Consider the following 12,421-nt stretch of genomic DNA (forward strand, 5'->3'; position numbering starts at 1 on the left):
AGCCCGCGGTCCGTTCGTAGACTCCAGCCACCGACGAGGACTGGTGGCCGCCGTGTTGACGGACGAGGAGTTGCTCCCCCGCGGAGACGAGGTCTCCGTGCCGGTGTCCGCCGTGCCCAGCAACCGGCTGCCGATCCGCGGCCGGAGCATCGAGCAGGCCCTCGTCGCCGATGCCGTGGCCGGTCTGGCACGGGGTGCTGGTGACGTGCTCGTCGTCCGCGGAGCAGCGGGGGTCGGCAAGTCGCGTCTCCTCGAGGACGTCGTCGACCAGGCGACCGCGGCCGGCCTCCGCGTGGCCGTCGGTCGCACGGACCGCGACGCACGCCTGATCACGCTCGCACCGATCATGGACGCGCTCGGCGCCGGGCCCCGGCCGATCTCCGACCGCGTCCGGCTCAGCGCGGTGACGCTGGACCCGGAGGCGCGGTACTGGCTCCTCCAGCAGCTCCAGGACGACCTGGAGCGGGCCGCGGCGTCGGACGGCGTCGTGGTCGTCGTCGACGACCTGCAGTGGTGCGACACGACGACCCTGGCGGTGCTCCGATCGCTGTCGCGCCGGCTCGCCGACGTCCCCGTGCTCTGGGTCGTCGCGGTCCGGACCGAGCACCAGGACCCGCCGGTGACGGCGACCGTCGACGAGCTCGCCGCGACGGGACGGCTCGTCGACCTCGACCCGCTCGACGAGGAAGCCACGGCCGCGATGATCGCCGACCTGGTCGGCGCGACGCCGGACGGCTCGGTCCTGCGTGCGGCGCGCCGGACGGAGCACATCCCGATCCTCGTCGCCGAACTCGTCCGCGGGCTCGTCGACGAAGGCCTGCTGGCGGTCGTGGACGGCGTCGCCACGATGCCGGGCGCTGCACTGCCGGCGAGGTTCGGTGCGTCGATCCGCGAGGGCCTCCGACGCCTGTCGAAGCCCACGCAGCAGCTCGTGCAGGTCGGAGCGACCCTGGGACGCTCGTTCTCGGTGCGGTCGTTGTCTGCGATGCTCGACCAGCCGGTGCAGCGGCTGCTCCCCGGGCTGCAGGAAGCGATCGAGGCGGGGGTGCTCGTCGACGACGGCACGGACCTGTCGTTCCGCCACGACGTCCTCCGCGAGGCGGCGGAGTCGATGATCCCTGCGGCCGTCCGCGACGACCTGCTCCGGCAAGCGGTGGACGAACTCCTGCGGCAGGGTGTCCCACCGGTCTCGATCGCCGCGCGCATCGCCACCGTGGCGCAGCGCGGGGACGTCCGGGCCGCCGAGGTCCTGCGCACGGTGGCGATCGACCTCGCGAGCACGGATCCCACCGAGGCCGGCGCGCTCGCCCTCCGCGCCGCCGACCTCGCGCACGGCACCCCGGCGTTGCCCGGCGTCGTCGTCGACGTCCTGCCGCTGCTCTGGCACAGCGGTCGGACGGCCGAGGCCCGTGCGCTGCTCGACGCCCTGCAGGGCCGCCTCGCCCCGGAGGACGACGCACGCCTGCACCTCGCCCTGGCGCGGCTGCAGACCGAGGGCTCGACGCCGGATGCGCTGCGGACGGTCGAGTCCGCGCTGGCCCTGCCCGGCGTGAGCGCCGGCGTGCGGTCGCGTCTGCTCGCCGTCCGCGCGTTGAACCTCGCCCAGGCCGGGCGGCACGCGGACCTCGCGACCGCGCTGCGGGAAGCCCGGGCGACGGTCGACCGCGAGGCGGACCCGGTCGCCGTCGCCACCTTCGAGGCCAGCGCGTCCGTGCTCGCCTTCAACGAGGGCCGGTTCGCGGATGCGACGCAGGCGATCACGTCGGCGATGAGCCGGATCGCTGCCACCGGGGGCTCGTCGAGCACCTGGTTGCCCGAGGGACTCTGGGTGGCGTTCCTCGCGGGTGCACTCGGCGACACCGACCGTGCCGGACGCATCGCCGAGGCGAACGCCATCGAGACCCGTCGCAACCACCTGGCCCGCCCGACGGCTGCCTGGATGATGCTGCGCACGCGGGTGCTCTTCGACCAGGGCCGTCTGGAGGACGCCAAGACGTCGGCCGAGTCGGTCCTCGACCTGGCCGAGGACCTGGAGCTCGGTCAGTTCGCTGCGCTCACGGCCGGGACGGTCCTCTTCCGCACGGCGCTGCTGCAGGGCGACCGCTCAGCGGCCGACCGGACGCGGCACTTCGCCGAGGCCCTGCACGCCGATCCGGCCTTCGCACGCTCCGGCTCGTGGCTGCTGGCGCTCGAAGCGGACGCACACGGCGACGCCCGGGCCGCCGTCGACCGCAGCGAGGTGGCGTGGCGGAGCCTGGAGGAACCGATCGCGTCGATGTCGAGCCCGGCCGACTTCGCCGACGACGTCCACCTCGCGCGCATCGCGATCCGTGGGGGCCGACGGGACCGGCTCGAGCGGATCGAACGGGTGGCACGGCTCCGGGCCACGGCGAACCCGGACAACGACCTGTGCGGCGGGACCTGGCTGCACGTGCACGGACTCGTCCACGACTCCGTGGAGCACCTCGGTGCGGCGGTGGAGCGGCTGCGCCGGGTCGACCGCCGGCTCGTGCTGGCCGCGGCGCTCGAGGACCTCGGGAGCGCCCTGCGGCGGCGCTCCGTGCCCGCGGCCGTCGAGGTGTGGCGGGAGGCGACGGAGCTGTTCGACAGTGCGGGTGCCCTGCGCGAGGCCGAACGGTCGCGGCGGCACCTGCGGGGCGTCGGCGTGACCGTCCGGGCGGCCACCGCCGACCCCGCTGCGTCGGGCGCCTCGGGACTCCCGGGGCTCACCGCTCGCGAGGCCCAGGTCGTCGAACGGGTCGCCGCCGGCCTGACGACGCAGCAGATCGCGTCCGACCTGTTCATCTCGACCCACACGGTGACGAGCCACGTCCGCCACGTCTACGCGAAGTGGGGCGTGGCCTCCCGCCGGGAGCTCGCGGCGCGGTTCCGGCAGCACCGCTCCGGCTGACCTCCGGTCGGGCAGCGCCGGGCGCACCGGGTCACTCCGGGGCACATCGGGTCACATCGCGGTCGTCGTCGAACCCGGCACCGAGCGCACGCACGGCCAGGTGCGGCGCGGTGGAGAAGCCGAGCTCGATCCGTCCCGAGAACCCCGCGAACCCGGCGAGCGCGCCGGCGCGGGTGCGGGTGGCGTCGAGGAACCCGAGGTGCAGGTCGGCACGGAACCCGCCCGGGCCCGGCGTCCGGAAGCCGACGAGACGACCCGCCACCGCGCGGTGCACCGTCGTCCCGGTCGTGCTGTCCTCCGTCCGGACCTCGTCGAAGACGCCGTCGACCGAGACGGCCACCGCGAAGTCGCGCGGCGGCAGGACCGCGGCGATCCGGGCCTCCAGGTCGGCGACGGAGGCGACGGAAGCGACCGTCACCGCCAGGTCGGGCGAGAACGTGGAGACGACCGCGAACGCGACCGGGTCGGCCGTGTCCGCGACCGCTGCGGCGCCGTCCGGCAGCATCCGGAAGCACCGGCGGTCGAACACGACCAGGCCATCGGCGGTGCCGGTGCCGGTACCGGCGAGCGCACCGAGCCCGAGGGTGCCGTGCCGACCGAGGTCCGCCACGGCGACCGGGACGTGGACGGCCGGTCGTCGGTGCCGAGGATCGTCGACGACCTGCTGCGCCCACGTGGCGAGGGTCGTCAAGGACGTGGTCCTGTCATCCGTCGTCTCCCGCACCACGCACTCCTCGTCCGGCCCCGGTTCGACCGTAGGAAGTCCGCCCGCGCGGGACCAGCGCCGTTTGACTCAAGCGCTCCGGTGGGTGCGCGGCGCACGGTTGGACCATGAGTGCACGCGCGAACACGGTCTCCCCGTCCGTCCCCCCGTCCGGCACGGGGTGCGTGGAGTGCGACGCGACGGGCTCGTGGTGGGTGCACCTGCGTCGGTGCGCCGCCTGCGGGCACGTCGGCTGCTGCGACGACTCCCTGAACCGGCACGCCACCGCGCACTTCGCGGTCACCGGGCACGAGGTCATGCAGTCGTTCGAGCCCGGCGAGGGGTGGTTCTGGGACTTCGTCATGCAGGACTTCGTGGACGGACCCCGCCTCGCCGACCCGCAGGCGCACCCGACGACCCAGTCGGTCCCGGGCCCGGCCGACCGACTCCCCCGCGACTGGTCGGAGCAGCTGGCCGAGCGACGCTGACACCGGTCGCGGCCGGTCGCGGCCGGTCGCGGCCTCCCGCGACCGGTCAGGGCAGCCTGCGGTCGGTGTCGAGCGCCTCCGACCGGGCGATCACCTCGTGCATCGTGGTGTGCGACCGCACCTGGTACGACAGGTGTGCCACGGCCAGCACCACCGCCGATCCGACGCCCCACGCGATCGAACCCGGGTCGTCGACGCCGAGCTGGTCGACCAGGATGGCGACCCCGGCGCCGGCGACGATCGAGTTCACCACCGCGATCGCGGACGACATCGTGAACAGCAGCCGGTACCACGACGGGGCCCGGCCGATGTCGAGCAGCTCGTTCGCCGCGTGCCGGCCGCGGGGCATCGGGAAGTACGTGTCGGCCTCGGGCAGCAGCCGACCGTAGTAGCGACGGATCCGTTGCATCGCGGCGAGCGCGGCGACGTCCTCGAGCGAGGTCTCGACGAGGCGTTCGTAGGTGAACGCGCCGAGCAGGACGATCACCGGGATGATCGCGCCGAGGAACCCGAGCGCGAAGGGCGTGTGCGCGAGGAACCCGAAGGCGACGAGCGAGCTGGAGAGCGTGGTGAGGTACAGCGAGGAGCGACTGCTCGACTCGCTGACCGTGATGCTCCGCGCGCTCTCGAGGACGAAGTGCTCGGTCATCAGGGCGTTGAAGAAGGCGGTGGGCCGGTCCAGGGAGGTGATCGACTCGGCGGCGGTCGGCAGTGTCGTGTCGGGTTCGTCGGGCATCACGGGACTCCTCGGTCAGTCGCTCGTCGCCAGGTGGCGGTGGACGAAGGTCACGGCCATGGCGCCCTCGCCGACCGCTGCGGCGACGCGCTTGACGGACCCGGCGCGGACGTCCCCGGCGGCGAAGGACCCCGGCACGTTCGTCTCGAGCCAGAACGGACGACGCTCGAGCGGCCACTGGTCGAGCGAGCCGTCGACGGCGTCCAGGTCCGGGCCGGTGACCAGGTACCCGAGCCGGTCGCGGACCATGGGCGTCTGTTCGGCCCAGCTCGTGTCCGGTCGTCCGCCGATGCAGATGAACAACCGCGTGGCCGGCAGCGACACCGTGGCCCCGTCGCCGTCGGTCACCTCGATCGACTCGAGTCGGGTGTCTCCGTGCAGCGCCGAGACCTGGCAGCCCGTCCGGACCGTCACGTTCGGTGCGGCCGCGATCCTGGCGCTCAGGTACTCCGACATCGTGGCCGACAGCGACGCGCCCCGCACGAGCATCGTGACGTGCGCCGCGGAGCGGGACAGGTTCATCGCCGCCTGGCCCGCCGAGTTCGCCCCGCCGACCACGAAGACCTGCTCGCCGGCGCAGCCGTCGGCCTCGCTCGTCCCGGCACCGTAGTAGACACCGCAGCCGAGCAGCTCCTGCTCGCGCTGCAGCCCGAGCCGACGCCACTCGACACCGGTCGCGCAGATGTTCGCACGGGCGACGACGTGGCCGCCGTCGGCGAGGTCGGCGTGGATGCGGCCGTCGTGGAAGACCCCGCGCACGCCCTCGCGCATCACCAGGAGTTCGGCGCCGAACCGGACGGCCTGTTCCCGGGCGCGCTCGGCGAGGTCCGCTCCGGCGATCCCCTCGGGGAACCCCAGGTAGTTCTCGATGAGGCTGCTCGACCCGGCCTGCCCGCCCACGGCGTCCCGCTCGAGCAGCACGACGTCGAGCCCTTCGGAGGCGGCGTACACGGCCGCGGACAGCCCGGCGGGACCGGCGCCGTAGATGGACAGGTCGTACTCCTGGCGTCGTGGTGCGTGGATCCACCCGAGCCGGTCGGCGACCTCGCGCAGGGTTGGTGCGACCAGTTCCGTGCCGTCGGGGAACACCACGAGCGGGAGCCGCGACGGATCGATCCGGACGGCGCCCCCGACCCCGCCGACGTCGACCGGGAACCAGTCGAACTGCACCACGGAGCGCGACAGGAAGTCCCGCAGGGCGTAGGAGTCCGCGTCGAACGGCCGTCCGTACACACGGACGCGACGTGACAGGACCACGGCGGCGTCGGTCTCCATGGTTCCTCCGGTCCGTGCGACGACGATCGGTGCGGAACTGCTGCCGCTCCCTCACGAGCACGCTACGGACTGCCGGCGCGCTGCACGTGGTCCTGCGAGGGTCTCCTTCGGCACCGGAGGCGGCGTCGGGTCGCGCCGGGCGGGATCAGCGGCGCCCACGGCGGACGGGAGGCCCGTGGCGGCGTCGCCACGGGCCTCCCGTCCGGTCTGTGGTCGCGGTCAGCCCACCCGCGCGACGCGCACGTCGACGCGGCTGAGCGCCAGGCCGTGTGCCGCGGCGGTCGCCAGGGCGACGTCGTGGACGGCGCGGGCGACCTCGGGGGCCGGGCGGAAGCCGTCGGTGCCGATGACGACGCGCAGGGCGTCGTCGTCGACGACGATCCGGAGCGGTCCGGTGCTCGTGGCGATGCTGCGGACCGCCTGCACGGCGCTCGCGACCGTCGGGCGGGAGCGGTACAGGTCGGTGACCCCGGGGACCTCGAGGACGGCGGCCTCGATCGCGGCGAGGGTCTCGTCGGTGGTGCTCATCGGGCCTCCTCCGGGTCGGTGCCGGGCTCGTCGGCGCCTGTTTCGTCGGTGCCGGGCTCGGGGTCCGGCAGCAGGTCGCGGACGACGACGTCGATCGCTTCGACGAGCAGGTCGGTCTGCTCGGCCAGGGCACCGGCCACGGCGGTGCGGACCAGCTCGGCGGTCGCGGGGATCGACGGACCGGCGGCGATCGCGATCTCGACGGCGACCCGGATCGGGGACGCGAGTTCGGTGACGTCACCGTCCAGGTGGCAGCGGGCCACCAGGACCCCGGGGACCTCGTCGCCGGTGCGGCGGATGAGGGAGCGGATGGCGCCCTCGGTCATCACGGGGCGCTCCGTCTCGGACAGGGGACGGAGCGGGACGTCACGTCCGGAGCGGGACTCGATCGAGATGTTCGCCAGGACGCCGCTGATCCAGGACTCGTCGGCCGGGGCCTCGTCGCGGGCGGCCGCCTCGAGCGAGCGGAGCGATGCGTGGCGGACGCGGATGATCGCGGCCAGGGCGTTCTGGCAGGCGGGCGAGTCGTCGATGCTCGGGTCCGCCGGCTGCATGCCGGCGTCGAGGTAGTCGGCGAGTTCGTCGATCGAGTGGCCGTCGAGGTCACCGGGTTCGAGGGCGTCGAGTGCTTCCGGGCTGTCGGGCAGGTCCGGCCGGATGCCGTCGTGGTCGGTCATCGCCATCCCTCCATGAGTCGGATCATGTTCTTCCTCGCTCGGGACAGCAGTCCCCGGACCGTCGAGGGTGGCAGGTCGAGTTCGGCGGCGATCTCGTCGTACCGGTACTCGAGCACCTCCTTCATGATCCAGCACCGTCGTTGGGCTTCGGGCAGTTCGGCCAGCGCACGTTCGACCGCGTCCTCGCGCGAGCGCGCCTCGGCGACCCGGTCGGGTGCGTCGTCGGCCGGCGCGGCGACCTCGAGCTCGGTGACGTCGTCGTGGACGCGCCGCGCGCGGATCCGGTCGAGGCACTTCCGGCTCAGGATGCGCATCAACCACGACTTCACGCGCGCGAGGTCCTCGAGGGAGTCGAGGCGGTCCCACGCGGTGATGAAGGTCTCCTGCACGACGTCGTCGAGTTCGTCGGTGGAACCGAGGGTCCGACGGGCGTAGGCGCGGAGCAGCGGGGTGTGGCGACGGATCAGGACCTCGAAGGCCCGGACGTCGCCGTCGGACGACCGGCCGGCGAGGACCGCGTCGTCGAGCTCGGCGAGGGACTGGTGGTGCACGCGTTCCTTCTACTGGTGGTGGATGGTGAACGGCTGGGTGCGTCCGTCCACCGTCGTCGGACGGGTACTGGTGGGACGCATCCCGCACCGCGTTCGTCACACACCGAAGGGCGCACACCGGACGGTTCCGGTGCGCGCCCCTGACGTCGTGCGTGTCGGCTCGCCCTCCTGCTGGTCGGCTCGTCCTCCTGCCGGTCGGCTCGTCCTACTGCTGGATGAAGGCGAGCAGGTCGGGGTTGATGACGTCCGCGTGGGTCGTCAGCATCCCGTGCGGGTAGCCCTCGTAGATCTTGAGCGTGGCGTTGCTGAGCAGCTCGGCCTGCTTGAGCGAGGCCGCCTTGTACGGCACGACCTGGTCGTCGTCGCCCTGCGTGACGAGGACCGGGACGGAGATCGCCTTGAGGTCCTCGGTCTGGTCCGTCTCCGAGAACGCCTTGATGCCCTCGTAGTGGGCCAGGGCGCTGCCCGTCATCCCCTGGCGCCACCAGTTCGCGACCACCGGGGCGGAGACCTCCACGCCGGGACGGTTGAACCCGTAGAACGGACCCTCGGCGACGGCCTGGAAGAACTCGGCGCGGTTCGCGGCGAGGGCGCTCCGGAACCCGTCGAGCACCGAGATCGGCGTGCCCTCCGGGTTGGTGTCGCTCTGCAGCATGATCGGGGGCACCGACGAGACCAGGACGGCCTTCGCGACGCGGCCCTGGGGCTCGCCGTACTGCGCGACGTACCGTGCGACCTGGCCACCACCGGTGGAGTGCCCGATGTGGACCGCGTTCTGCAGGTCGAGGTGCTGCACGACGGCATCCGTGTCGCTCGCGTAGTGGTCCATGTCGTGACCGGTTCCGATCTGCGACGAACGCCCGTGCCCGCGGCGGTCGTGCGCGATCACCCGGTAGCCCTTTCCCAGGAAGAACAGCATCTGCGCGTCCCAGTCGTCCGACGACAGGGGCCATCCGTGGTGGAAGACGATCGGCTGCGCGTCGCGCGGCCCCCAGTCCTTGTAGAAGATCTCTGCACCATCGCTCGTGGTGACGAACGCCATCGTGAACCTCCGTGAGTTTCTGCTCCACATGTGACGCGGACTGGCCGCTGCCTCCCGTTCGGCGGGAGACCGAAGCCCCTTCACCGTAGGACCGGCGCTCCGGCGACCGCTTGGGTCATTCATCCCGATCCGGCCGGGCCGGGCCGGGCCCGGCTTGGTGCGGGGGCGTGTGTACACCAGAGTTGATCCCATGTCGCTCGTCACCGCCGTCTGCCGCGTCGACCGCCTGCTGCCCGACTCCGGCATCATCGGCGTCACCGCCATCGACAAGCGCCCGGTCACCGGCAGCGTCCGGGTCCGGCCGCTCGGCCTGCGCGCCGACGTGCAGGCGAACCGCAAGTACCACGGCGGTGTGGACCAGGCCGTGTACGCCTACGCCGACGAGGACGCCGCGTACTTCGCCGACCTGCTCGAGCGCGAGGTCCCGCCCGGCCTGTTCGGCGAGAACCTCCGCACCAGCGGCATCGACGTCACCGGGGCCGTGACCGGGGAACGCTGGCGGATCGGCGACACCCTCGTGCTCGAGGTGACGGTCCCCCGCACACCCTGCGGCACCTTCGCCCGGCGCATGGGGATCGACGGGTGGGTGAAGCGGTTCGCCGACGAGGGGCGGCCCGGGGCGTACTTCCGCGTGGTCAAGTCCGGTTCGGTCGCCGCGGGTGACCCCGTCGAGGTGATCCACCGGCCGGAACACGGGGTGACCATCGGCGAGATCTTCGGCGACCTGGCGCCCGATCGAGCACGGGCCGTGCTCGAGTCGGGCGAACGGCTGGCACCGAAGGTCGTCCACGACCTGTCGAAGGTCGCGGCGCGGGCCTGAGCCGGTCGGGCCCGTCGGGCCAGTCGGGCCCGATCAGCTCGGCAGCACGCCGCGCGAGGGGTCGATCGGACGCTTCGCCACGGGCAGCCCGGCGACGACCAGGTCGTAGGCGTTCGCCACGAGGTCCTCGACCAGGGTCTCGTCGATGCCGTCGCCCGGCGTCAGCGTGATCCAGTGCCGCTTGTTCATGTGCCACCCGGGCGTGATCTCGTCGTGGTCACGCACGAGCGCTGCCCCGTGCGGCGGCGCGCACTTGAGGTTCACGATCGGGGTCCCACGCACCGCGGTCACCATCACGAACATCTTGCCGGCGACCTTGTAGACCACCGAGCCCTCGCCGAACGGCTGGGTCTCGACGGCCGCCGGCAGCCCCAGTGCCGTGCGGCTCGCGATGTCGTGCAGCTGCTCGCCGTCCATGCGACCAGGATGCCGCAGGCCGCCGACAGCGCACCCCGTTCGGGGGCAGGTCGTGAGTGTCGATCACGTCGTAGGATCACCACGCCGCGCACCCGACGCGGCGGTCGCTCGCGCGATCACCACCAGTTCCAGGGGGAACCCGTGCGCATCATCCGTACCCTCGGCATCGCCGCCGCCACCGCCGTCCTCGCGACCACCGTCGTCGTCGGCGGGACCTCGACCGCGCAGGCCGCGCCGAAGTCCTACGCCAACTGCACCGCGGTGCACAAGGTGTACTCCGGCGGCATCGCCAAGAAGTCCGTCACGAAGAACAAGGTCGTCTCCGGCGGCAAGACCACCTACCGTGCGCTCAAGGGCACGGTGAAGAAGGACGACGCCCTGTACAAGGCGAACACCAAGCTCGACCGCGACAAGGACGGCATCGCCTGCGAGAAGAGCTGACGCTCCCGCTCGCTCGGTGACACCGGCAAGACACCGGTGTTCGCGTCCTGAACACCCGCACGCCTGGGTGCGATGCGCGAACACCGGTGTTCTGCGTGCCCGGTGCGCCCCGGCCTGCGCGGGCGGCGCGACGCGGGGCGTTCAGAGCGTCGGGACGCCCTCGTGCCCGGAACGGGGACGCGGAGTCCCGGCGACGCCCGTGACGACCGACCCCGCCGGCACGTCCTTCGTGACCACCGTGTTGGCACCGACGACGGAGTCCGGCCCGATCGTGATCGCCCCGATCAGCGACGACCCGGCGCCGAGCACCACGCGGTCCCCCACCACCGGGTGCCGTCGGGCTCCCGGCCCGTGGTCTCCGCCGCGTCCGCCCAGGGTGACGCCGTGGAACACGAGCACGTCGTCACCGATGACCGAGGTCTCGCCGATCACGACGCCCATGCCGTGGTCGATGAAGAACCGACGGCCGATGCGCGCGCCGGGGTGGATCTCGATGCCGGTGACCGACCGTGCGACCTGCCCGAGCAGGCGGGCCGCGAACCGGGACCCGGGCAGCCCCTGCGCGTTCCAGAGACGGTGGGTCACCCGGTACGTCCAGATGGCGTGCAACCCTGAGTAGACGATCGCGTTCTCCAGGTCGCCGCGGGCAGCGGGGTCACCGCGGCGTGCTGCGGACAGGTCCTCCCGGATGGTCCGCAGCACGCCTCGTCGAAGAGGACGACTCACGCAGTGAGCCCCTCGAAGAGCACCGTCGACAGGTAGCGCTCTCCGGTGTCGCACACGATGGCGACGATCCGCTTGCCGGCGTTCTCGGGGCGTGCGGCGATCTCGAGGGCCGCGTGGATGATCGCGCCGGACGAGATGCCGGACAGGATGCCCTCCTGCGTCGCCAGGGCACGGGCGACCCGGAGCGCGTCGTCGAGCTCGACGTCGAACACCTCGTCGATGACGCTCTGGTCGAGGACCTCGGGCACGAAGTTCGCGCCGATGCCCTGGATCTTGTGCGGACCGGCCTTGCCCTCGGTGAGCAGCGGCGAGTCCTTCGGCTCGACGGCGACGATCTGCACGCCGGGTACGCGCTCCTTGAGCACCTGCCCGACACCGGTGATCGTGCCGCCGGTGCCGACCCCCGCGACGAACACGTCGACGTGCTCCTCGGTGTCGCGGAGGATCTCCTCCGCCGTGGTCTTCCGGTGGATCTCGGCGTTCGCAGCCGTCTCGAACTGGTGGGCGAGGATGGCGCCGGGGGTCTCCGCGACGATCGACTCGGCCTTGGCGACCGCGCCCTTCATGCCCTCGGGCCCGGGGGTCAGGACGATCTCGGCACCGTACGCACGGATGACCGCACGGCGCTCGACACTCATGGTCTCGGGCATCGTGATGACGACCCGGTACCCGCGAGCAGCGCCGACCAGCGCGAGGGCGATGCCCGTGTTGCCGGACGAGCCCTCGACGATGGTGCCACCGGCCTGCAGCGCACCGGAGGCCTCGGCGGCGTCGATGATCGCGACGCCCAGACGGTCCTTGACGCTGGCGCCCGGGTTGTAGAACTCGAGCTTCGCGAGCACCTCGGCTCCGCCCGCCTTCGGCAGCCGGTTCAGCTTGACGAGGGGGGTGTTGCCGAACGCCTGGGAGATGTTCTCGTAGATGGTGCCGCTCATCCGGTCCGTCCTTCGCAGCTCAGGTCGCGCATCGCTCTTCCTGGAGGCGCGGTGTGCGCCCGATCCTAGCGACCGGACCCCAGGCGGTCCTGTCCGTGACGGCGCGTGCGCGCCCGGCAATTGGTCCACACGCTGTGGACCAATTGCCGCTTCCTCGGGCCACGCCTCCGC

General features: G+C 72.5%; 14 protein-coding genes. 4 read left to right on the forward strand and 10 right to left on the reverse strand.

Annotation, left to right across the window (positions count from 1 at the left end):
* Window positions 1-43: 43 nt before the first annotated feature.
* Window positions 44-2,911, forward strand: coding sequence for an ATP-binding protein (locus DEJ29_RS13060; RefSeq protein ID WP_111095249.1), 2,868 nt, complete (start codon window positions 44-46; stop codon window positions 2,909-2,911).
* A gap of 31 nt (window positions 2,912-2,942) precedes the next feature.
* Here the strand turns inward: DEJ29_RS13060 and DEJ29_RS13065 are convergent, their stop codons facing one another.
* Window positions 2,943-3,602, reverse strand: a complete 660-nt coding sequence (locus DEJ29_RS13065) for an acetolactate decarboxylase (RefSeq protein WP_181438212.1) — start codon at window positions 3,600-3,602, stop codon at window positions 2,943-2,945.
* A 140-nt stretch (window positions 3,603-3,742) separates the two neighbouring features.
* Between DEJ29_RS13065 and DEJ29_RS13070 the strand changes: the two genes are divergently transcribed.
* A complete protein-coding gene (locus DEJ29_RS13070) occupies window positions 3,743-4,102 on the forward strand; it encodes a UBP-type zinc finger domain-containing protein (protein ID WP_111095247.1) in 360 nt (119 codons plus the stop codon).
* A 46-nt stretch (window positions 4,103-4,148) separates the two neighbouring features.
* On the opposite strand, the gene DEJ29_RS13075 is transcribed toward DEJ29_RS13070, so the two are convergent.
* The 6 genes from DEJ29_RS13075 to DEJ29_RS13100 form a co-directional block, all read right to left on the reverse strand.
* Window positions 4,149-4,838: a hypothetical protein gene (locus DEJ29_RS13075; RefSeq protein WP_110863464.1), complete on the reverse strand. Its 690-nt coding sequence runs from the start codon at window positions 4,836-4,838 to the stop codon at window positions 4,149-4,151.
* Window positions 4,839-4,853: 15 nt separating this feature from the next.
* The gene (locus DEJ29_RS13080) at window positions 4,854-6,113 is read right to left on the reverse strand and encodes an NAD(P)/FAD-dependent oxidoreductase (RefSeq protein ID WP_111095246.1); all 1,260 of its coding nucleotides are present in this window, start codon (window positions 6,111-6,113) and stop codon (window positions 4,854-4,856) included.
* A 219-nt stretch (window positions 6,114-6,332) separates the two neighbouring features.
* Window positions 6,333-6,641, reverse strand: a complete 309-nt coding sequence (locus DEJ29_RS13085; RefSeq protein WP_110863466.1) for a hypothetical protein — start codon at window positions 6,639-6,641, stop codon at window positions 6,333-6,335.
* Window positions 6,638-7,318: an Asp23/Gls24 family envelope stress response protein gene (locus DEJ29_RS13090; RefSeq protein WP_146248360.1), complete on the reverse strand. Its 681-nt coding sequence runs from the start codon at window positions 7,316-7,318 to the stop codon at window positions 6,638-6,640. Before DEJ29_RS13090 ends, DEJ29_RS13085 begins: the two co-directional genes overlap by 4 nt.
* Window positions 7,315-7,869: an RNA polymerase sigma factor gene (locus tag DEJ29_RS13095; protein ID WP_027466268.1), complete on the reverse strand. Its 555-nt coding sequence runs from the start codon at window positions 7,867-7,869 to the stop codon at window positions 7,315-7,317. The genes DEJ29_RS13090 and DEJ29_RS13095 overlap by 4 nt, the downstream gene beginning before the upstream one ends.
* Before the next feature lie 205 nt (window positions 7,870-8,074).
* Entirely contained in the window at window positions 8,075-8,911 is an 837-nt protein-coding gene (locus DEJ29_RS13100) for an alpha/beta fold hydrolase (RefSeq protein ID WP_111046741.1), read from the reverse strand.
* A 190-nt stretch (window positions 8,912-9,101) separates the two neighbouring features.
* Here DEJ29_RS13100 and DEJ29_RS13105 point away from each other — a divergent pair, with 190 nt between their 5' ends.
* A complete protein-coding gene (locus DEJ29_RS13105; RefSeq protein WP_110863469.1) occupies window positions 9,102-9,731 on the forward strand; it encodes an MOSC domain-containing protein in 630 nt (209 codons plus the stop codon).
* A 33-nt stretch (window positions 9,732-9,764) separates the two neighbouring features.
* On the opposite strand, the gene DEJ29_RS13110 is transcribed toward DEJ29_RS13105, so the two are convergent.
* A complete protein-coding gene (locus DEJ29_RS13110; protein WP_111095244.1) occupies window positions 9,765-10,148 on the reverse strand; it encodes an MmcQ/YjbR family DNA-binding protein in 384 nt (127 codons plus the stop codon).
* Window positions 10,149-10,289: 141 nt separating this feature from the next.
* Here DEJ29_RS13110 and DEJ29_RS13115 point away from each other — a divergent pair, with 141 nt between their 5' ends.
* A complete protein-coding gene (locus DEJ29_RS13115; RefSeq protein ID WP_209049853.1) occupies window positions 10,290-10,589 on the forward strand; it encodes an excalibur calcium-binding domain-containing protein in 300 nt (99 codons plus the stop codon).
* 141 nt (window positions 10,590-10,730) lie between these two features.
* Here the strand turns inward: DEJ29_RS13115 and epsC are convergent, their stop codons facing one another.
* Window positions 10,731-11,291: a serine O-acetyltransferase EpsC gene (epsC, locus tag DEJ29_RS13120; RefSeq protein ID WP_110863472.1), complete on the reverse strand. Its 561-nt coding sequence runs from the start codon at window positions 11,289-11,291 to the stop codon at window positions 10,731-10,733.
* 20 nt (window positions 11,292-11,311) lie between these two features.
* Window positions 11,312-12,250 carry a cysteine synthase A gene (gene cysK / locus DEJ29_RS13125; RefSeq protein WP_027466262.1) on the reverse strand — a complete coding sequence of 313 codons (939 nt, stop codon included), beginning with the start codon at window positions 12,248-12,250 and terminating at the stop codon, window positions 11,312-11,314.
* Window positions 12,251-12,421: the final 171 nt, after the last annotated feature.

The organism is Curtobacterium sp. MCPF17_021 (assembly GCF_003234605.2).
Taxonomy (GTDB): Bacteria; Actinomycetota; Actinomycetes; order Actinomycetales; family Microbacteriaceae; genus Curtobacterium; species Curtobacterium flaccumfaciens.